16 protein-coding genes are annotated in these 20814 nt (G+C 68.7%); 9 read left to right on the top strand and 7 right to left on the bottom strand.

Annotated features, from left to right (window positions below):
* Positions 1-7: 7 nt before the first annotated feature.
* Together OOT46_RS00645 and OOT46_RS00640 are read right to left on the bottom strand one after the other, a co-directional pair.
* Positions 8-841 carry an IclR family transcriptional regulator gene (locus OOT46_RS00645; RefSeq protein WP_416136132.1) on the bottom strand — a complete coding sequence of 278 codons (834 nt, stop codon included), beginning with the start codon at positions 839-841 and terminating at the stop codon, positions 8-10.
* 67 nt (positions 842-908) lie between these two features.
* On the bottom strand, positions 909-2471 hold the full coding sequence (locus tag OOT46_RS00640; RefSeq protein WP_265401639.1) for a class I adenylate-forming enzyme family protein: 1563 nt from the start codon (positions 2469-2471) through the stop codon (positions 909-911).
* Positions 2472-2689: 218 nt separating this feature from the next.
* On the opposite strand from OOT46_RS00640, the gene OOT46_RS00635 reads away from it, so the two are divergent.
* From OOT46_RS00635 to OOT46_RS00615, 5 genes are all read left to right on the top strand, one after another.
* On the top strand, positions 2690-4213 hold the full coding sequence (locus OOT46_RS00635) for a 3-hydroxyacyl-CoA dehydrogenase (RefSeq protein WP_265401638.1): 1524 nt from the start codon (positions 2690-2692) through the stop codon (positions 4211-4213).
* A gap of 5 nt (positions 4214-4218) precedes the next feature.
* Positions 4219-5421 carry a 3-oxoadipyl-CoA thiolase gene (locus OOT46_RS00630; protein ID WP_265401637.1) on the top strand — a complete coding sequence of 401 codons (1203 nt, stop codon included), beginning with the start codon at positions 4219-4221 and terminating at the stop codon, positions 5419-5421.
* 34 nt (positions 5422-5455) lie between these two features.
* Positions 5456-6652, top strand: a complete 1197-nt coding sequence (locus OOT46_RS00625; RefSeq protein ID WP_265401636.1) for an acyl-CoA dehydrogenase family protein — start codon at positions 5456-5458, stop codon at positions 6650-6652.
* Positions 6653-6668: 16 nt separating this feature from the next.
* On the top strand, positions 6669-7811 hold the full coding sequence (locus OOT46_RS00620) for an acyl-CoA dehydrogenase family protein (RefSeq protein ID WP_265401635.1): 1143 nt from the start codon (positions 6669-6671) through the stop codon (positions 7809-7811).
* 203 nt (positions 7812-8014) lie between these two features.
* Positions 8015-9166 (top strand): ABC transporter substrate-binding protein, encoded by a 1152-nt coding sequence (locus OOT46_RS00615; RefSeq protein ID WP_265401634.1) that lies wholly within the window; start codon positions 8015-8017, stop codon positions 9164-9166.
* Positions 9167-9187: 21 nt separating this feature from the next.
* Here the strand turns inward: OOT46_RS00615 and OOT46_RS00610 are convergent, their stop codons facing one another.
* Together OOT46_RS00610 and OOT46_RS00605 are read right to left on the bottom strand one after the other, a co-directional pair.
* On the bottom strand, positions 9188-10669 hold the full coding sequence (locus OOT46_RS00610; protein WP_265401633.1) for a methyl-accepting chemotaxis protein: 1482 nt from the start codon (positions 10667-10669) through the stop codon (positions 9188-9190).
* 119 nt (positions 10670-10788) lie between these two features.
* A complete protein-coding gene (locus OOT46_RS00605) occupies positions 10789-13131 on the bottom strand; it encodes a UvrD-helicase domain-containing protein (protein WP_265401632.1) in 2343 nt (780 codons plus the stop codon).
* 224 nt (positions 13132-13355) lie between these two features.
* On the opposite strand from OOT46_RS00605, the gene OOT46_RS00600 reads away from it, so the two are divergent.
* The 3 genes from OOT46_RS00600 to galU all read left to right on the top strand — a co-directional run bounded on the left by OOT46_RS00600 (position 13356) and on the right by galU (position 18172).
* A complete protein-coding gene (locus OOT46_RS00600; RefSeq protein ID WP_265401631.1) occupies positions 13356-14333 on the top strand; it encodes a GMP reductase in 978 nt (325 codons plus the stop codon).
* A gap of 99 nt (positions 14334-14432) precedes the next feature.
* Positions 14433-17258 (top strand): valine--tRNA ligase, encoded by a 2826-nt coding sequence (locus OOT46_RS00595; protein ID WP_265401630.1) that lies wholly within the window; start codon positions 14433-14435, stop codon positions 17256-17258.
* Between the two features lie 47 nt (positions 17259-17305).
* Positions 17306-18172 carry a UTP--glucose-1-phosphate uridylyltransferase GalU gene (gene galU / locus OOT46_RS00590; protein WP_265401629.1) on the top strand — a complete coding sequence of 289 codons (867 nt, stop codon included), beginning with the start codon at positions 17306-17308 and terminating at the stop codon, positions 18170-18172.
* 67 nt (positions 18173-18239) lie between these two features.
* Here the strand turns inward: galU and OOT46_RS00585 are convergent, their stop codons facing one another.
* Together OOT46_RS00585 and OOT46_RS00580 are read right to left on the bottom strand one after the other, a co-directional pair.
* Positions 18240-18467, bottom strand: a complete 228-nt coding sequence (locus tag OOT46_RS00585; protein WP_265401628.1) for a sulfurtransferase TusA family protein — start codon at positions 18465-18467, stop codon at positions 18240-18242.
* Between the two features lie 71 nt (positions 18468-18538).
* Positions 18539-19060: an NUDIX domain-containing protein gene (locus OOT46_RS00580; protein WP_265401627.1), complete on the bottom strand. Its 522-nt coding sequence runs from the start codon at positions 19058-19060 to the stop codon at positions 18539-18541.
* 37 nt (positions 19061-19097) lie between these two features.
* On the opposite strand from OOT46_RS00580, the gene trmB reads away from it, so the two are divergent.
* Complete coding sequence (trmB, locus tag OOT46_RS00575; RefSeq protein ID WP_265401626.1) at positions 19098-19841, top strand: tRNA (guanine(46)-N(7))-methyltransferase TrmB; 744 nt, start codon at positions 19098-19100, stop codon at positions 19839-19841.
* Here the strand turns inward: trmB and cysM are convergent.
* Positions 19811-20716, bottom strand: coding sequence for a cysteine synthase CysM (gene cysM / locus OOT46_RS00570; RefSeq protein WP_265401625.1), 906 nt, complete (start codon positions 20714-20716; stop codon positions 19811-19813). The two genes, trmB and cysM, sit on opposite strands and share 31 nt — an antisense overlap.
* Positions 20717-20814 lie beyond the last annotated feature (98 nt).

The following is a 20814-nucleotide window of genomic DNA, read 5'->3' as shown; positions in this document are numbered from 1 at the left end:
CTGCGTGTCAGCGCAGCGGCCCGCGCTCCAGCCGGGCGCCCAGCGCCACCAGGCGGGGGCGCACTTCTTCCAGCAGGAATTCGCGGCTCAGATTGAAGGCCGGCCCGCCGCAGTTGATCGCCATCAGCTGGCGGCTGCCTTCCGGGCGGAAGGCGATCGCGATCGCGTTGACGTCACGCTGCCAGTCGCCGAAGGAGCAGCACACCCCCAGTTCGCGGTACTGCTCGATGGCCGTCTCGATGCCCTGGCGTATCCTCGGCCAGGCCATCTCGTCGAGCTCGCGGATGCGGTCCATCAGGTCGCCGCGTTCGCTGTCCGAGCACAAGGCCAGGTGGGCCCGCCCCATCGCGGTGGTCGCCAGCGGAATGCGCGAGCCGACGTCCAGGCTCAAGGTCAGGGCCGACTGGCTGCGGCAGTTCTCGACATAGATCATGCTGAGCCGGTCGCGCGAGCCGAGCGAGACCATGGCCTGCGAGAAGTCCGCCAGCTCCTGCATCAGCGGCCTCGCCACCTGGCGCACGTCCATGCGCGCCAGCATCGCGCTGCCGAGCGAGAGCGTCGCGCTGCCCAGGCGGTAGCGGCCGGTCTCCTCCACATAGTCCAGAAAACCGAGCTTGGTCAGCGTGTAGGTCAGGCGCGAAACGGTGGACTTGGGCAGGCCGCAGCGCCGCGCCAGCTCCTGGTTGCCGAGCATCTTGTCGCTGGAGCGGAAGCAGCTCAGCACCTCCAGCCCGCGCGCCAGCGCGGTGACGAAATGCCGGTCCTCCTTGACCTTGCCGCTGCGCGCCGGGGCCGTCCCGGCGGCGGGGGTCGGACTGTTCAGCCCCTCGTCGATGTCCATGTCGTCCGCGGCCTCGTCGGCTGCCGGGGTGTCGGCCTCGTCGCGAACCGGAGCCACGCCTTGCATCTCAAACCTCCTTGTCCAACGCCTGCTGCGCCATCTCGCGCAGCCGCGCCTTGAAAACCTTGCCGGTGGGCGACGCCGGCAGCTGAGCCAGCATCACGATGTCCGACGGCAGCTTGTAAGGCGACAGCCGCTCGCGCAGCCACTGCTCCAACTCGCCGCGGGCCAACTCGCTGCCGGGCGCCGGCTCGACGTAGGCCACCACCTCCTCGTTGCCCGGCACGCTGCGGCCCACCACCGCCGCCTGCACCACCAGCGGGTGGGCGCACAGCACCTGCTCGACCTCCACCGGGTAGACGTTGAAGCCGGAGCGGATGATCAGCTCCTTGGAGCGCCCCACCACCTGCAGCGCGCCATCGGGCTCGACGCGCGCCAGGTCGCCGGTGTTGAGCCAGCCGTCCTCGCTGAGCGTCTCGCGCGTCAGCGCCGGATTGCCATAGTAGCCCTTCATGACATTGGGACCGCGCACCCACAGCTCGCCGGCCTCGCCCTGCGGCAAGGGCGCGCGCGTCTGCAGATCGACGACGCGGACCTCGATGCCGGGAATGGGCGGCCCCACCGAGCAGTCGCGCCGCGGGTCGTCGAGCCGGGTCTGGGCGATGGAAGGCGCCGCCTCGGTCATGCCGTAGCCGTTTTGCAGCACCACCCCGAAGACCGCTTCGAAGCTGTCCTTGAGCGCCTGGTCGAGCGGCGCGCCGCCGGACTGTGCAATGCGCAGCGTCGGCGCGTGCAGGCGGTGGCCGGGGCGGCGGCCCCACTCCAGCAGCTTGGCATACATCGCCGGCACGCCGTGCAGCACCGTGATGCCGTCGCCCGCCAGCGCGAGGGCGGTCTGCTCCGGGTCGAAGCGCGGCACCAGCACCAGGCTGGCGCCGGCGTGCAAGGTGGCGAGCAGCACGGCCGTCAGGCCATAGACATGCGACATCGGCAGCACGCCCCAGACGCGGTCGGTCGGCGACAGTCGGCGCACACGTCGGCTGTTCTCGGCGATGAACAGCAGGTTGGCGTGCGTCAGCATCACGCCCTTGGGGCTGCCGGAGGTGCCCGTGGTGTAGATCAAGGTCGCGACCTGGCGGGCCGGATCGAGCTCGACCGGCTCGGGCACGGCGGCCTCGTTGAGGGCCGACAGGAACACCGAGCCGCCCCCCGGCCAGGCCATCGGCTGCGCCTCCAGGCGCTCGGCATGCCGGGCCGCCTCGGGCGAGGCCTGAGCCAGGAAAACGATGCGGCGGGCCCCCGAGTGGGCCGCCTGGTTGTCGATCTCGCGCGCCGACAGCCGCGCGTTCGCGAGCGAGAACCAGACGTCCAGCCCGCTGGCCGCGAGCGCCAGCACCGCGGCCGCGACGCAGTTCTCGGTCACCACCAGCAAGCGGTCACCGGCGCGCAGGCCGGCCTCGGTCAATGCGGCGCGCGCCGACGCCACCTGCCCCGCCAGCTCGCCGTAGCTCAGGCGCACGGTGGCGTCCTCGATGGCCGGCGCGTCGGGGCGGCTGGCCACCCAAGGATCGATCACGCCATGCAGGCGCGTGGGCAGCGGGACGTGGGGGAGCTGGGAGGCAAAAACCATGGCGAAAAGCGTTCCGTATTGCGGGCGGTTCCGGGCCGAATCCTGGCACGCTCGACCGACTCCGTCAATGCCGGAACGGAACCTTGTTCCTGAATGCAGAACACCGGCCGCCTGCAGAGCGGTGTTAGCTCACAACTCGGCCCACCGCATGGGTTGACCGTCCGCCGCCGCTGCTCCATGATGTGGCAGTTTTCTTCATTTCAGAACTTAATTCCGCAATGCAGAATTATTCTTCTCCAGATCTGCACATCGCCGTCGTCGGTGCCGGCGTGATGGGCCGCGGCATTGCGCAAATCGCGGCGCAGGCCGGAGTGCGCGTCAGCCTGCTCGACAAGCGGCCGGGCGCCGCCGCCGAGGCACTGCGCGAACTGCAGGCCACTTTCGGCCGCCTGGTCGACAAGGGCAAGCTCACGCCCGAGCTCGCGACGGCGGCCGGCCAGCGCCTGCACGCGGCCGAGGCCATCCAGGAGCTGGCGGGCTGCGCCGCGGTGGTCGAGGCCGTGGTGGAGGACCTCGGCGTCAAGCGCGCGCTGTTCGCTGAACTGGAGGCCGTCGTCGGGCCCGACTGCGTGCTCGCGAGCAACACCTCCTCGCTGTCGGTCACCGCGATCGCGGCCGGCCTGCAGCGACCGCAGCGGGTCGCCGGCTTCCACTTCTTCAACCCGGTGCCGCTGATGAAGATCGTCGAGGTCATCGACGGCCTGCTGACCGAGCCCTGGGTCACCGACTTCCTGCTCGGCCTCGGACGGCGCTGCGGCCACACCGCGGTGCGGGCCAAGGACACGCCGGGCTTCATCGTCAACCACGCCGGGCGCGGCTACGGCACCGAGGCGCTGAGGCTGCTGGCCGAGGGCGTGGCCGAGTTCCACCAGCTCGACCGCATCCTGCGCGACACCGCGGGCTTCAAGCTCGGCCCCTTCGAACTGCTCGACCTCACCGCGCTGGACGTCTCGCACCCGGTGATGGAGTCGATCTACCACCAGTACTACGAGGAGCCGCGTTTCCGGCCCCAGCCGCTGACGCGCCAGATGCTCGCCGCCGGGCTGGTGGGGCGGAAGGTCGGCCGCGGCTTCTACCGCTACGAGGCGGGCCAGCAGGAGCGTGTCGAGGACGCGCCCGCATCCACCGCCCGGCCCGCGAGGGTCTGGGTCAGCCGCGCCGTCCCGGTCGCTCATCAGCGCATCACGACGCTGTTGCAATCGCTCGGGGCGGTCCTGGACGACGGCGCGACACCCGCCGCCGACAGCCTCTGCATCGTCACCCCCTACGGCCACGACGCGACCAGCTGCGCGGTGGCCGAGGGCCTGGACGCGAGCCGCACCGTCGCGGTGGACTGGCTGTTCGACACCCGCCGGCGTCGCGTCGTGATGAGCACCCCGCTGACCTCGCGCGAGACGCGCGAAGCGGCGCGCGGGCTGCTCGGCGCCGACGGCGTGCCGGTCTCGCTGGTGCGCGACAGCGCCGGCGGCGTCGCGCCGCGGGTGATCGCGACCATCGTCAACATCGCCGCCGAGATCGCCCAGCAAGGCATCGCCGCACCGGCCGACATCGACCGCGCCGTCACGCTGGGCCTGGGTTATCCCGTCGGCCCACTGGCCTGGGGCGACCGGCTCGGCCCGGCCACCGTGCTGCGCATCCTGCAGGACCTGCAGGACAGCACCGGAGACCCCCGCTACCGCGCCAGCCCCTGGCTGCGCCGCCGCGCCCGCCTGGGCGTGTCCCTGTTGACCGAAGAGGAATGACCCCCATGCTCGATGCTTATATCTACGACGGATTGCGCTCGCCCTTCGGCCGCCATGCCGGTGCCCTGGCCCCGGTGCGGCCCGACGACCTGGTCGCCGAGGTGATGCGTGCCCTGGTGACGCGCTCGCCCTGGAAAGCCGAACAGATCGAGGACGTGATCCTCGGCTGCACCACGCAGGCGGGCGAGGACTCGCGCAATATCGCGCGCAACGCGCTGCTGGCGGCCGGCTTTCCGGTCAGCGTGCCGGGGCAGACGGTCAACCGCCTGTGCGCCAGCGGCCTGGCCGCGGTGGTGGATGCGGCCCGGGCGGTGAGCTGCGGCGAGGGCGAGCTGTATCTCGCCGGCGGTGTCGAAAGCATGAGCCGGGCCCCCTTCGTGGTGGGCAAGAGCGAAAGCGCCTACAGCCGCGACTTCCAGGTCTTCGACACCACCATCGGCGCGCGCTTCCCCAATCCCCGGGTCACCCGCCAGTACGGCAACGACACGATGCCGCAGACCGGCGACAACGTGGCGCGCGAGTTCGGCATCACGCGCGAGCAGGCCGACCGTTTCGCCGCCGCTTCGCAGGCGAAATACGAAGGCGCCCGCGCCGCCGGCTTTTTCGAGGGCGAGATCCACCCGATCGAGGTGCCCACCGGCCGCAAGACGCCGCCGCTGCGTGTGGCCGAGGACGAGCACCCGCGCGCCGACTCGACCCTGGAGAGCCTGGCCCGGCTCAAGCCGCTCTTCGAGGGCGGTGTGGTGACGGCCGGCAATGCCTCGGGCATCAACGACGGCGCGGCGGCCCTGCTGGTGGGCAGCCGCGCCGCCGGCGAGCGCGCCGGCAAGGCGCCGCTGGCGCGCATCCTGAGCGCCGCGGCCGCGGGGGTGGAGCCCCGCATCATGGGGGTCGGCCCGGTGCCGGCGATCCGCAAGGCGGTCGAGCGTGCCGGGCTGTCGCTGCGCGAGCTCGATCTGATCGAGATCAACGAGGCCTTCGCCTCCCAGGTGCTGGGCTGCCTGCGCGGCCTGCAGGTCGACGACGACGATGCGCGCGTCAACCCCAACGGTGGCGCCATCGCGGTCGGCCACCCGCTCGGCGCCTCGGGCGCCCGGCTGGCCCTGAGCACCGCCCGCGAGCTGCAGCGCCGCCAGGGCCGTTATGCGGTCGTGAGCCTGTGCATCGGCGTCGGCCAGGGCCTGGCGATGGTGATCGAACGAGTCTGAACCCGGCCACGAGCCCCACTAGAAGACCTTGACCATGGATCTGAATTTCACGGCCGAAGAACAGGCCTTCCGCGAGGAGGTGCGCAGCTTCGTGCGCGAGCACCTCGACGAGAACATCCGCCACAAGGTGCACAACGGGCTGCACCTGACCAAGCAGGACCACGTGAGCTGGCAACGCGCGCTGCACGCGCGCGGCTGGGGCGCACCGGGCTGGCCGAAGGAGTTCGGCGGCCCCGGCTGGGGCCCGGTGCAGCAGTACATCTTCGACGAGGAGTGCGCCGCCGGCGGCGCGCCGCGCCTGATCCCCTTCGGGCTCAAGATGGTGGCGCCGGTGATCATGGCCTTCGGCAACGCGGCGCAACAGCAGCGTTTCCTGCCCAAGATCGCCTCGGCGGAGGAATGGTGGTGCCAGGGCTACTCCGAGCCGGGCGCTGGCTCGGACCTGGCCTCGCTGCGCACCCGCGCGCGGCGCGACGGCGACCACTACGTAGTCAACGGCCAGAAGACCTGGAACACGCTGGGCCAGCATGCCGACTGGATCTTCTGCCTGGTGCGCACCGACACGGAGGTGAAGCCGCAGCGCGGCATCTCCTTCCTGCTGATCGACATGAAAAGCCCCGGTATCACGGTGCGCCCCATCATCACGCTGGACGGCGCGCACGAGGTCAACGAGGTCTGGTTCGAGGACGTGCGCGTGCCGGTGGAGAACCTGGTGGGCGAAGAGAACCAGGGCTGGACCTATGCCAAGTTCCTGCTCGGCCACGAACGCACCAACATCGCCGGCATCGGCATCGCCAAGCGCGAGCTGGCGCGGCTCAAGCGCATCGCGGCCATCGAGCGCAAGCGCGGTCGCCCGCTGATCGAGGACCCGCTGTTTGCCGCGCGCCTGGCGGAGCTGGAGATCGAATTGATGGCGCTGGAACTCACCAACCTGCGCGTGTTGTCCGCCGAGGCGCAGAAGCGCGCGCCGGGGCCGGAAGCGTCCATCCTGAAGATCAAGGGCACCGAGATCCAGCAGGGCATCACCGAGCTGCTGGTGCAGGCGGTCGGCCCCTATGCCCTGCCGTTCCGGCGCGAGGCGCTGGAGGCCGGCTGGCAGGACGACCCGATCGGCCCGTCCCATGCGGTCAGCCTGGCCGCCAACTACCTGAACATGCGCAAGCTGTCGATCTACGGCGGCTCCAACGAGATCCAGAAGAACATCATCTCCCAGCGCCTGCTGGGACTGTGAGAGAGGCCGCGAGACCATGAACTTCAACCTCAGCGAAGAACAGCAGCTGCTGGAAGACACGGTGCGCCGTTTTGTCGCCGGCGAATACGGCTTCGAACGCCGTCGCGCCATCCGCGACGCCGGGCAAGGCATCGACCGCCAGGTCTGGTCGCAGATGGCCGAGCTGGGCCTGCTCGCGTTGCATGTGCCCGAGGCGCACGGAGGGCTGGACGCCGGCGCGGTGGAGACCATGCTGGTGATGCAGGCCCTGGGCGAGGGCCTGGTGCTGGAGCCCTACCTCGCGAGCGCCGTGATCGCGACCGAGCTGCTGCGCAGCGCGGGCAGCGAGGCCCAGCAGGCGCGCTGGCTGCCGGCACTGGCCGGCGGCGAATGCGTGGCCGTGACGGCGCATGACGAAGCGCCCGGCCGCGGCGCTGACCTGCACGTGGAGACGCGTGCCGAGCGCGAGGGCGACGGCTATGTGTTGAGCGGGCGGAAGTCCGTCGTGCTGCACGCCAATGCCGCGGACCTCCTGATCGTGTCGGCGCGCACCGCCGGCGAGGCCGGCGATCGCCACGGCATTTCACTGTTCCTGGTGCCTCGCAAGGCGGCCGGGCTGACGCTGCGCGACTACCCGACGGTGGACGGCCTGCGCGCTGCCGAGATCGTGCTCGACCGGGTGCGCGTCTCCAGCGCCGACCGGCTGGGCGAGGAGGGCCAGGCCTGGGAAGCCTTGTCGCGGGCGCTGGACATCGGCCTCGCGGCGCTGTGCGCCGAAGCGGTCGGCGTGATCAAGGCGGCGGTCGACGCGACCGTCGAGTACCTGCAGACGCGCCAGCAGTTCGGCCAGCCCATCGGCCGCTTCCAGGCACTGCAGCACCGCGCGGCCGACCTGCTGATGCACTACGAGCAGGCCCGCTCGATGAGCATCCTGGCGGCGGTGCGCTGCCGCGACGCCGATGCGGCCGAGCGCGCCCGGGTGCTCTCGGCCGCCAAGGTGGTGGTGGGCCGCGCCTGCCGCTACGTGAGCCAGCAGGCAGTGCAGCTGCACGGTGGCATGGGCATGACCGACGAGCTCATCGTGAGCCACCAGTTCAAGCGCCTGATGGCGATCGAGCTGAGCGCCGGCGACACCGACTGGCACCTGCAGCGCTACGCTGAGCTGTCGCGGCCGGCGTGACATTGTTCGCGGTGGCCCGGTTTTCTTGGCCGCCGCTGTCGCCAGCATGACAAGTTCTCAGGGCCGTCCCTGAGCGGGGCGCGCAAGCATCTCCTTACACTGAGCTGAACACAACAAGCACCGAGCGGGACGCCATTGGCGTCCCGCTTTTCTGTTCGGGTCAGCCTGACCGGCAGCGGGTCGGCAGGCACAAGGAGAAAATGATGTCTTTGCCTGCTTCGGCCGCCGGCCGTCTGCGCGCTTTCACCCTGTCCTTGCTGATGAGCGCGGCGGCCCTGCCCGCCGCGGCAGCCGACCTGGTCATCGGTCAGGTTGCTCCGCTGACGGGTGTCATCACCGGCACCGGCGAGGAGTACGTGGCGGGAGCGCAGGCCTACTTCGCTCACGTCAACGCCAGGGGCGGGGTGCTCGGCCGGCAGATCCGGGTGGTCGTGAAGGATGACGGCTACCGGCCCGAACTGACCCTGGAGCGCACCCGTGAGCTGCTGGAACAGGACAAGCCGCTCGCGCTGTTCGGTTTCGTGGGCACCGCCAACGTGCTGGCGCTGACCAAACACAAGGTGCTGAGCGAGGCCGGCATCGCACTGCTGGCACCCTACACCGGCGCGATGGACCTGCGCGTGCCGATCAACCCCTACCTCTTCCACGTGCGCGCGAGCTACGCCGACGAAACCGCCAAGATGGTCGAGCACCTGCACACCGTGGGTCTGAGGCGTTTTGCGGTCCTGTACCAGGACGATGCCTTCGGCAAGGCCGGCCTGGCAGGCGCCGAGGCAGCGATGCAAAAGCTGGGGCTGAAGTCGGTCGCCACCGGCAGCTACGACCGCACCAAGCCCGAGGAGGTCGATGCCGCAGTCGCCGCCATCGTGCCGGCCAACCCGGACGCTGTGATCATGGTCTCGGTCAACCGCGCGTCCTCGGTCTTCATCAAAAAGCTGCGAGCTGCCGGGAGTCGGGCCCAGCTGTTCAGCATCTCGGTGGTGAACTTCAAGGAGTTGCTCCACAACGCCGGCGAAGCGGTGGTGCGCGGCGTCGGGATCTCGCAGGTGATGCCTTTCCCGTATGCGGCCTCGACCCCGGTGGTGCGCGAGTTCCACACCCTGATGGCCCAGTACGCGCCGGGCAAGGTGATCTCCTACGCCAGCCTGGAGTCCTTCATCGCGGCCAAGGTGATGGTCGAGGCGCTGCGGCGTGCCGGCCCCGAGCCCACCCGGCAGAAGGTGCTGGCCGCGCTGGACGGCCTGAAGGAGTACGACGCCGGGGGCTTCAAGGTGGGCTTCGGCGCCGGCAACCGCAATGGCTCGCGTTATGTCGAGGTGACGGTGATCGGCGCCGACGGCAAGCTGCGGCGCTGAAGCCGGGGGTGCCGGACCGACTCAGTCGGCCAGCTTGAAGACGGCCACAGCCTCGACCAGCTGCTCCGACTCGCCGCGCACCACGTTCGCGGTGGCCGCCGAGCGCTGCACCATGGCCGCGTTCTGCTGCGTCACCTGGTCCAGCTCGCCGATCGCCTGCTCGATCTGGGCCATGCCGCTCTGCTGTTCGCCGAAGGCATTCGCCACATCCCCGATGAGCCGGCTGACCTGGCCGACCGTGCCCACCACCTGCTGGATGGTCTGGCCTGCCTCCCCCACCTGCGCCGAGCCGGCCTCGACCTTCTCGACCGAATCCCGGATCAGCGCCTCGATCTCCTTGGCCGCGGCAGCACTGCGCTGCGCCAGGGTACGCACCTCAGCGGCCACCACCGCGAAGCCCCGGCCGTGCTCGCCGGCACGGGCCGATTCCACCGCGGCGTTGAGCGCCAGGATGTTGGTCTGGAAGGAGATGCCGTTGATCAGGGTGGTGATCTCGGCGATCTTCTTCGACGCGCTCAGGATGGCGTTCATGCTCTGAACCGCCTTGTCCACCGCCTGGCCACCCTGCGTCGCGACCTCGGCGGCGTCACGGGCGATGCGGTCGGCCTCCTGCACGGTCTGCGCACTCTGCTTCACGGTGGCGGTGATCTGCTCCATCGTCGCCGCCGTCTGCTCCAGTGCGGAGGCTTGCCGCTCGGTGCGTGCCGACAGCTCGGCGGTGCCGCCCGCGATCCGGGTCATGCGCTCGGCCACCGTGTGAGAGCGCTCGCGCACGTTGCCGACCACCCGCACCAGGCTGTCCTGCATCGTGCGCAGGGCCTCGATCAGCTGGCCGACCTCGTCTTGCGTCGTGGCGCTCAGGCGCCCGCTCAGATCGCCCTCGGCGATGCGGTTGGCGGCGACCAGGGCCTGCTGCAGCGGGCCCAGGGTGGCCTTGCGGATGACCCAGAAGGCCGTCAGCAGCACCGCGATGCCGAGCAGGTTGATGGTGATGACCGAGGCCTTGATGAAGCCTACCGCGTCGGCCACCAGAGGCCCGAAGCGGTTGGTGTTGTCCAGCACCTGATCCATGTCGGGCTTGAGCCGGGCGACCAGCTCCGGGCTGACTCCGCTGCCCGGCTCGGCCTCGATGATCTGGCGCATGCGGTTCAGCTCGGCGACATCCTTGCGCGGCAGGCGGATGACGTCGCCGTAGCCCATCATCGACATCGCGGCCCTTTCGACCGCGAACAGCTCGATGTCCACCCGCGAGGCGATCTCGATGGCCTTGTCGATGTCGGCCACCATCTGGGCCCGCGTGACCTCCCCGGCGCGGCGGCTGCCCTCGGTGACGCGCTCCAGGGCCTGCGACAGGTGCAGCACCGTCGCGAGGTGGTCGCGCTCTAGGTAGTGGAATAAGGCAGCCTTGCCGAGCAGGCGGGTGCCCACCATGATCAGCAGCGAAACGACCACGACGGCAGTCAGGCCGAAGGCGAATTTTTGACGGAGGCTGTAGCCCTTCATGGAGCGATCCCGGTAAGGAAAACAGGTTGCAACCTGGTGTGCAGGTCGCCGCGCATACCGGGTATCGACCGTTTCCGGCCCGGCTTAAGGAATTTCCCAACGCCCCGCCGGCGTCCGCCTCAATCCACCGGCGTCAGTTTGGCGACGCTGAGCGCCAGCCACTTCATGCCGTGGCGGCCGAAGTTGATCTGGGCCCGCGCGTCCGGCCCGCTGCCTTCGAGCGTGACGATCACGCCTTCGCCGAACTTGGTGTGGAAAACCGCCTGGCCCATGCGCAGCGCCACGCCGTCGGAGGTGGCGACCTTGGGCGCCATCTTCTTCTCTCCGGCGCCGACGATGGAGCCGAGGCCGGAACCGCTGGCCCAGGCGGCCTGGTAGTCGCGCGCAAAACCGCTGCTGAAAGCCTGGGCCTTGGGGGTGATCCACTTGAGGGCGGCTTCGGGCAGCTCCTCGAAAAACCGGCTCTTGATGTTGTAGCGGGTCTGGCCGTGCAGCATCCGTGTCTGGCTGTGGCTGAGATAGAGGCGCTGTCGCGCCCGCGTGATCGCCACATACATCAGGCGGCGCTCCTCCTCGAGGCCCTGGTGGTCGGACAGCGAGTTCTCGTGCGGGAACAGGCCCTCCTCCAGCCCGGTGATGAACACGACGTCAAACTCCAGGCCCTTGGCCGCGTGCACGGTCATCAACTGGATCGCGTCCTGGCCGGCCTGCGCCTGGTTGTCGCCGGCTTCCAGCGCGGCATGGGTCAGGAAGGCCGCCAGCGGCGACATGATCTCGCCGGTATCGGCGTCGGGCGTCTGCTCGGTACGCGCCACCGCCGGCGGGTCGCCCTCGGCGATCGCGCCGGGCGACGCGCCCTGCTCGTCCACCGGCAGGGCCACGGCGTCCTTGCCGAAGCCTTCCTGGGTGACGAAGGCCTCGGCAGCGTTGACCAGTTCGTCCAGGTTTTCCAGCCGCTCGCGGCCTTCCTTCTCGTTGCGGTAGAAGTCGGCCAGCCCCGAGGACTGCACCACGTGCTCGATGATCTCGCGCAAGGTCAGCCCGCGGGTGTTGTCGCGCATCGCGTCGACCAGCCGGTTGAACGCCTGCAGGTTGGCGCCGCCCTTGCCGGTGACCGCGCCCGCGCTCTGGTAGAGGCTGCGGCCGCTCGTGCGCGCCGCGTCCTGCAGCTGCTCCAGGGTGCGGGCGCCGATGCCGCGGGTGGGGAAGTTGACGACCCGCAGGTAGCTGGTGTCGTCGTTGGGGTTCTCCAGCAGCCGCAGGTAGGCCAGCGCGTGCTTGATCTCGGCGCGCTCGAAAAAGCGCAGGCCACCGTAGACGCGGTAGGGGATGCCGGCGTTGAACAGGGCGCTTTCCAGCACCCGCGACTGGGCATTCGAGCGGTAGAGGATGGCGATCTCGGCGCGCGCCGTGCCGTCGCGGTGCAGCTGCTGCGCCTCCTCGATCAGCCACTGCGCTTCGGCGTAGTCGCTGGTGGACTCGTAGATGCGCACCGGCTCGCCCGGGCCGGCCTCGGTGCGAAGGTTCTTGCCCAGGCGTCGGGTGTTGTGGGAGATCAGCGCGTTGGCCGAGTCGAGGATGTTGCCGAAGCTGCGGTAGTTGCGCTCCAGCTTGATGACGTGCTCGACCTCGAACTCGCGCTCGAAGTCCGACATGTTGCCGACCTGGGCGCCGCGGAAGGCGTAGATGCTCTGGTCGTCGTCGCCCACCGCGAAGACACTCGTCTCGCGTCCGGCAAACATCTTCAGCCAGGCGTACTGCAGCCGGTTGGTGTCCTGGAACTCGTCGACCAGCAGGTGGCGGAAGCGCCGCTGGTAGTGCTCGCGCAAGGCGGGCTGGTCGCGCATCATCTCGTAGGTGCGCAGCATCAGCTCGGCGAAGTCGACCACCCCTTCGCGCTGGCACTGGTCCTCGTAGGCCTGGTAGATCTCGGCCAGCTTGCGGCTCTGCTCGTCGCGCACGTCGACGTCCTTGGGGCGCAGGCCCTCCTCCTTGCTGCCGGCGATGAACCAGGTCACCTGCTTGGGCACGAAACGCTCTTCGTCCAGGTTCATCGCCTTGATGATGCGCCGCACCGCCGAGAGCTGGTCCTGCGAATCGAGGATCTGGAAGCTCTGCGGCAGGTTGGCGAGCTTCCAGTGGGCGCGCAGAAAACGGTTGCACAGGCCGTGGAAGGTGCCGATCCACATGCCGCGCACGGGAATCGGCAGCAGGTTGCCCAGGCGCGTCAGCATTTCCTTGGCGGCCTTGTTCGTGAAGGTCACCGCCATCACGCCGGCCGGCGAGACCTGCCCCGTCTGGATCAGCCAGGCGATGCGGGTGGTGAGCACTCGCGTCTTGCCGGAGCCGGCCCCCGCCAGGATCAGGGCCGGGCGGCTGGGCAGCGTGACGGCGGCCAGCTGCTCCGGGTTGAGGTTGTTGAGCAGGGACGGGGGGGCGGCGGGCGCGAATTCGAGACTCATGCCGCGATTCTAGGGAGCGCGAAGAAGCCCCCAGGCGCGCATCCGGCTCCATGTGAGTAGAATCAGCCACCGGGCCCAAATTTTGGCGTCCGGTTTTTATGTAGGCGCAGCCACCCCGCTCCCCGGGGCTTTCGGCGGCCGACCGGGTCCCCAAGTCAAGCGCTCGCAGCCTCGACGCGCACTGCTTCAACGCGGCGTCCTATCTGCTTCCGGAGCGATCTCTGATGGAAATCTTCGACTACGACAACATCCTGCTGTTGCCGCGCAAATGCCGCGTGGACAGCCGCAGCGAATGCGACACCTCGGTGGAGTTCGGCGGCCGCCGCTTCAAGCTGCCGGTGGTGCCCGCCAACATGAAAACCGTGGTGGACGAGCGCATCACCGAGCAGCTGGCCGCCAACGGCTATTTCTATGTGATGCACCGCTTCGACCTCGACAACGTGGTCTATGCCAAGCGCATGCGCGAACAGGGCCTGTTCGTCTCGATCAGCTCGGGCGTCAAGCCGGCCGACTACGCCGTCATCGACCGCCTGGCGGCCGAGGGCGTGGGCGCCGACTACATCACCATCGACATCGCCCACGGCCATGCCGACTCGGTGCAGCGCATGATCGGCCACATCAAGCAGAAGCTGCCCGACACCTTCGTGATCGCCGGCAACGTCGGCACGCCCGAGGCGGTGATCGACCTGGAAAACTGGGGCGCCGACGCCACCAAGGTGGGCATAGGGCCGGGCAAGGTCTGCATCACGCGGCTGAAAACCGGCTTCGGCACCGGCGGCTGGCAGCTTTCGGCGCTGAAGTGGTGCGCCCGGGTGGCGACCAAGCCCATCATCGCCGACGGGGGCATCCGCGAGCACGGCGACATCGCCAAGAGCGTGCGTTTCGGCGCGACCCTGGTGATGATCGGCTCGCTGTTCGCCGGCCACGAGGAATCGCCCGGCCAGACGGTGGAGGTCGACGGCAAGCTCTACAAGGAGTACTACGGCAGCGCGTCGGACTTCAACAAGGGCGAGTACAAGCATGTCGAGGGCAAGCGCATCCTGGAGCCCGTCAAGGGCCGCCTGGCCGACACGCTGCGCGAGATGCAGGAGGACCTGCAGAGCTCGATCAGCTACGCCGGCGGCCGCTGCCTGGCCGACGTGCGCAAGGTCAACTACGTGATCCTGGGCGGCGACAACGCCGGCGAACATCTGTTGATGTAAAGGCCAGGGCCTAAAATCGGGCCATCCCAGACTCGGCGGCGTCCTGCGGGACGCCGCTTCGTTTTCCGTCCCCGACTCTCACACTCCGCATCCGGCACCATGTCCGACCTGCTCAAGTCATTCGAACCGAAAGCCATCGAAGCCAAGTGGGGCCCCGAATGGGAGCGCCGCGGCCTGTACGCGCCGACGCTGGACGAGAACCGGCCTTCCTTCTGCATCCAACTGCCGCCGCCGAACGTGACCGGCACCTTGCACATGGGCCACGCCTTCAACCAGACCATCATGGACTCGTTGACGCGCTACCACCGGATGCGCGGCGAGAACACCCTGTGGGTGCCCGGCACCGACCACGCCGGCATCGCGACGCAGATCGTGGTGGAACGCCAGCTGCAGGCCAAGGGCCAGTCGCGCCACGACCTGGGCCGCAAGAACTTCGTCGCCCAGGTCTGGGAGTGGAAACAGCAGTCGGGCTCGACCATCACGCAGCAGATGCGCCGCATGGGCGACTCGGTGTCCTGGCAGCACGAGTACTTCACGATGGACGAGAAGCTGTCCAGTGTCGTGACCGAGACCTTCGTGCGCCTCTATGAAGAGGGCCTGATCTACCGCGGCAAGCGCCTGGTGAACTGGGACCCGGTGCTCAAGTCGGCGGTGTCGGACCTGGAGGTCGCGAGCGAAGAGGAAGACGGCTCGCTCTGGCACATCCGCTACCCGCTGGCCGACGGCTCAGGCGAGCTGACCGTGGCGACCACCCGGCCCGAAACCATGCTGGGCGACGTCGCGCTGATGGTCCACCCCGAGGATGAGCGCTACCAGGCCCTGGTGGGCCGGCAGGTGACGCTGCCGCTGTGCGGCCGCACCATCCCCGTGATTGCCGACGCCTACGTGGACCGCGAGTTCGGCACCGGCGTGGTCAAGGTCACGCCGGCGCACGACGTCAACGACTATGCGGTGGGCCAGCGCCACGGCCTGCCCATCATCGGCGTGCTGACGCTGGATGCGAAGATCAACGACAACGCGCCCGAGGCCTACCGCGGGCTGGACCGTTTCGAGGCCCGCAAGCGTGTGGTGGCGGACCTGGAGGCCCAGGGTTTCCTGGTCGAGGTCAAGAAGCACAAGCTGATGGTGCCCCGCTGCGAGCGCACCGGCCAGGTGATCGAGCCGATGCTGACCGACCAGTGGTTCGTCGCGATGAGCAAGCCCGACGCGAGCGGCAAGTCGATCGCCGAGAAGGCCATCGAGGTGGTGCAGGACGGCCGCGTGCAGTTCGTGCCCGAGCAGTGGGTGAACACCTACAACCAGTGGATGAACAACATCCAGGACTGGTGCATCTCGCGCCAGCTCTGGTGGGGCCACCAGATTCCCGCGTGGTACGGCAGTGAGGGCCAGCTTTTCGTCGGACGCAGCGAGGAAGAGGCCCGCGCCAAGGCGCGCGCGGCCGGCTACGAGGGCGAACTGACACGCGACGAGGACGTGCTCGACACCTGGTACTCCTCGGCCCTGGTGCCCTTCTCCTCGCTGGGCTGGCCGCAGCAGACCAAGGAGCTGGACCTGTTCCTGCCGTCCAGCGTGCTGGTCACCGGCTTCGACATCATCTTCTTCTGGGTCGCCCGGATGATCATGATGACCGTGCACTTCACCGGCAAGGTGCCCTTCCGCCACGTCTACATCCACGGCCTGGTGCGGGACGCGCACGGCAAGAAGATGAGCAAGTCCGAGGGCAACGTGCTGGACCCGGTGGACCTGATCGACGGCATCGCGCTGGAGCCGCTGCTGGAGAAGCGCAGCACCGGGCTGCGCCGGCCCGAGACCGCGCCCAAGGTGCGCGAGGCGACCAAAAAGGAGTTCCCCGAGGGCATCCCGGGTTATGGTGCGGACGCGCTGCGCTTCACCTTCGCGGCGCTCGCCAGCCTGGGCCGCAATATCAATTTCGACTCCAAGCGCTGCGAGGGATACCGCAACTTCTGCAACAAGCTCTGGAACGCCACACGCTTCGTGCTGATGAACTGCGAAGGCCAGGACTGCGGCCTCGCCGAGCACGGCTCGCAGGCCTGCGGTCCGGGCGGCTACCTCGACTTCTCGCCCGCCGACCGCTGGATCACGAGCGAGCTGCAGCGCGTCGAGCACGCGGTGGAACAGGGTTTCGCCGAGTACCGGCTGGACAACGTCGCCAACGCGATCTACCAGTTCGTCTGGGACCAGTACTGCGACTGGTACCTGGAGATCGCCAAGGTGCAGATCGCCACCGGCGATGCGGCGCGCCAGCGCGCCACCCGGCGCACCCTGATCCGCGTGCTGGAGACGGTGCTGCGCCTGCTGCACCCCGTCACGCCCTTCATCACCGAGGAGTTGTGGCAGAAGGTCGCGCCGGTGGCCGGCCGCAAGGCGGCCGACTCGGACACCTCCATCGTCCTGGCGCCCTACCCCCGGCCCCAGCTGGAGCGCGTCGATGCGCAGGCCGATGCCTGGATGGAGCAGCTCAAGGCCCTGGTCGGCGCCAGCCGCACCTTGCGCAGCGACATGGGGCTGTCGCCGGCCGAGCGCGTGCCGCTCTATGCCATCGGCGATGCGGCCTTCGTGGAGCAGGCGGCCCCGGTGCTGCAGGCGCTCGCCAAGGTCAGCGAGGTGAAGATCTTCGACGACGAAGCCGCCTTCGCACAGGCCACGCTGCAGGCACCGGTGGCGGTGCAGGGGTCGATCCGCCTGGCCTTGCACGTCGAAATCAACGTCGAGGCCGAGCGCGAACGCCTGGGCAAGGAAATCAAGCGCCTTGAAATCGAAATTTCAAAGTCGCAAGCGAAACTTAGTAACGAAAGTTTCGTGGCACGCGCTGCCGCTAACGTGGTGGAACAGGAAAAAGTACGGTTGGCCAACAACACTGTTACCCTTGAGAAGGTGCGTTCCCAGATCTCCCGGCTGGCGTGAAGCTTGCAATATGGTCTGTCGCTCGACATAACAGGAGGAATTAACACATGCACGTCACAAAAGCCGTCTTCCCTGTCGCTGGACTCGGCACCCGCTTTCTCCCGGCCACCAAGGCGCAGCCGAAGGAAATGCTGCCGGTGGTGGACAAGCCGCTGGTCCAGTACGCGGTCGAAGAGGCTTATGCCGCCGGCATCCGCGAAATGATCTTCGTGACCGGGCGCACCAAACGCCCGATCGAGGACCATTTCGACATGGCCTACGAGCTTGAAACGGAGCTGGAGGCCGCCGGCAAGCACGAATTGCTGAAAATCGTGCAATCGATCAAACCGGACGACATGGAATGCGTGTTCGTCCGCCAGCCGAAAATGCTGGGCCTGGGCCATGCCGTGCTGTGCGCCGAAACCCTGGTCAACGGTCACCCCTTCGCGGTCATCCTGGCCGATGACCTGATGGTCGGCCAGCCGCCCATCATGAAGCAGATGGTCGACCAGTTCGCCGACTGGAAAGCCACCATCGTTGCGGTGCAGGAAGTGCCGCCCGAGCACACCAAGCGCTACGGCATCGTCGACGGCATCGCCGTCAACGACCGCCTGCTCGACATCCAGCAGATCGTCGAGAAGCCAGCCCCCGAAGTGGCGCCCTCGCGCCTGGGTGTGGCGGGCCGCTACATCCTGACTTCGGGCATCTTCGACGAGATCCGGCGGCAGGAGCGCGGCGTCGGCGGCGAGATCCAGCTGACCGACGGCATCGCCGGCCTGCTGCGCCGCGAGAAGGTATTTGCCTACCGCTATGAAGGCGTGCGCTACGACTGCGGCAGCAAGGAAGGTTTCCTGCAGGCCTCGGTCGAACTGGCCCTGGCCCACCCGCAGCTGGGCGCGGGCTTCCGCGAGTATCTGCAGGGCCTGAAGCTCTGAGCCGAGGGCAGGCCCGGACAAAAAAGGCGCCCCACGGGGCGCCTTTGCTTTAGCCGACCCGCCCGGTTCAGCGGCGTCGCAGCACGTGGATGAATTCCTTCTCCAGGGTCTGCTGATCGACCAGCTCGTTGCCGGTCTGCTTGGCGAAGGCCTGAAAGTCGCGCAAGGAGCCGGGGTCGGTGGCGACCACCTTGAGCAGTTCGCCGCTCTGCATTTCCGCCAGCGCCTTCTTGGCCTTGAGGATGGGCAGCGGGCAGTTCAGCCCGCGGGTGTCGAGTTCCTTGTGAATGTCCATATGGCTCGGTCCTTCTCGACGCCATTCTAGGCGTCTGCCAACCGACCCTGGAATGGCGTTTCGCAGCCGACTCAGACCCGCGGCAGCTCCAGCCACTGGGGCTCGTGCCCTCGCGATTCCAGCCACCGGGCCAGCATCAGGCCGGTGGCGGCCGGCCAGCACTTGACGTCCTCGGGCGCGAGGACCTGGTATTCCACCAGCTCGGGCGACAGCACGATCTCGCCGTGCGCAACCGCGTGATAGGTGATGATGACCTGGTTCATGCGCTGGAAGTCGGTCACGCCCTGCAGGCTCAGCGACGACACCTGCAAGGAGGTCTCCTCGGCGATCTCGCGACGGATGCCCTCCTCGGGCGACTCGCCGGCCTCCATGAAGCCCGTGATCAGCCCGAAAAAGCGTCCCGGCCAGGCCGCGTTGCGCGCCAGCAGCAACTGACCGCCACGATCCGACAGCTCGATGATGGCCGCCAGCACCGGCGTCGGGTTGTTCCAGTGGGTGTAGCTGCAGGCCGGGCAGCGTAGCCGGTCGCGCTCGCCGTCATGCACCCAGCCCAGCTCGGTGGCGCAGGACGGGCAAAATCTGAAGTTGTTCACAAACACTCCCTCGTGGCGGCCTGGCGGCCGGAAACCGATGCATCCTACCCAGCCCGCGCCCGAGCCGCTGTCGCCTGCGCGCTCCCCCTCCCGGGTCGTCACCAGTTCGCAGTCCGGCCCCCACCCGAAGCTGGAAAAGCGGGTCCGCAAACACCTCGAAAGCCGCTTCCTGGCGCCCATCGCGGCCTACAGCCGTGAGGCGCACGCGCGCCTCCTGACCACCTGGGACGGCCGTGTGCCGCTGGTGCTCGACAGTGCCTGCGGCACCGGGGAAAGCAGCGCCACGCTCGCGCGGCGCCACGGCGAGGCACTGGTGGTCGGCATCGACCAGTCGGCCGAGCGCCTGGAACGCGGGCAGCGCAAGCTGGCCGCGAGCGCTCGGCCCGAGAACCTGCTGCTGCTGCGCGCCGATGCCACCGAGCTGTGGGCGCTGCTGGCTGCCGACGGGGTCCGGCTGTCGCACCACTACCTGCTCTACCCCAACCCCTGGCCGAAATCCGAGCACTTGCAGCGCCGCTGGCACGGCCACCCGCGCTTTCGCGAGCTGCTGGCACTCGGCGGTGTGCTGGAGTTGCGCAGCAACTGGCGGCTCTATGCGGAAGAATTCGCGCTCGCGCTGCGGCTCGCCGGACGCCCGGCCGAGGTCGGCCCGGTGCCGGCTGGCGACCCGCCGCTGACGCCCTTCGAGCGCAAATACGGCGAGTCGGGCCACGCGCTGTGGCAGGTGTCGAGCCGATCCGTGGGCGCGGCTCAGGCCGGAAACACGCCGGTGGACAGGTAGCGGTCGCCGCGGTCGCAGACGACAAACACGATGGTCGCGTTCTCGACCTGGCGGGCCAGCTGCAACGCCACCCAGCAGGCGCCGGCCGCGGAGATGCCGGCAAAGATGCCCTCCTCGCTGGCCAGGCGGCGGGCCATGTCCTCGGCATCGGCCTGACTCACGTAGACCAGCTCGTCGACCCGGCTCGGCTCGTAGATCTTGGGCAGGTAAGCCTCGGGCCACTTGCGGATACCGGGGATGCGCGAGCCTTCGCTGGGCTGAGCGCCGACGATACGGATCTGCCGGTTTTTCTCTTTCAGGAAGCGTGAAACGCCGGTGATGGTGCCGGTGGTGCCCATCGCGCTGACGAAGTGGGTGATGCGGCCTTCGGTCTCGTCCCACAGCTCCGGGCCGGTGGTCTCGTAGTGGATGCGCGGGTTGTCGGCGTTGGCGAACTGGTCCAGCACGCGGCCCTTGCCGTCGCGCTGCATCTGCTCGGCGAGGTCGCGAGCGTACTCCATGCCGCCGGCCTTGGGGGTCAGCACCAGCTCGGCGCCGAAGGCCTTCATCGTTTGCGCGCGCTCGACGCTCAGGTCCTCCGGCATGATCAAGAGCATGCGGTAACCGCGGATCGCGGCGGCCATCGCCAGCGCGATGCCGGTGTTGCCGGACGTCGCCTCGATGAGGGTGTCGCCGGGCTTGATGTCGCCGCGCTCCTCGGCGCGGCGGATCATGCTGATCGCGGGGCGGTCCTTGACCGAGCCGGCGGGATTGTTGCCTTCGAGCTTGCCCAGGATCACGTTGCCGCGGCGCTCGTTCTCGGCGCCGGGCAGGCGCTGCAGCCGCACGAGCGGGGTCCGGCCGATGGTGTCTTCAATGGTCTTGTACGCGGGCATGATCATCCTCCAGCGGCGATTGTCTCAGGCTTGCGGCAACCCCGCCCACTGCCCGGGCCTATGACATAATCAGCGCCTCGCACGCGGGCCGGCTCTTC

The sequence above is a fragment of the Aquabacterium sp. A7-Y genome, assembly GCF_026153205.1.
Classification (GTDB): domain Bacteria; phylum Pseudomonadota; class Gammaproteobacteria; order Burkholderiales; family Burkholderiaceae_C; genus Caldimonas.
The sequence above is the reverse complement of the archived record's forward strand: the minus strand, read 5'-3'. Positions and strand labels throughout refer to the sequence as shown.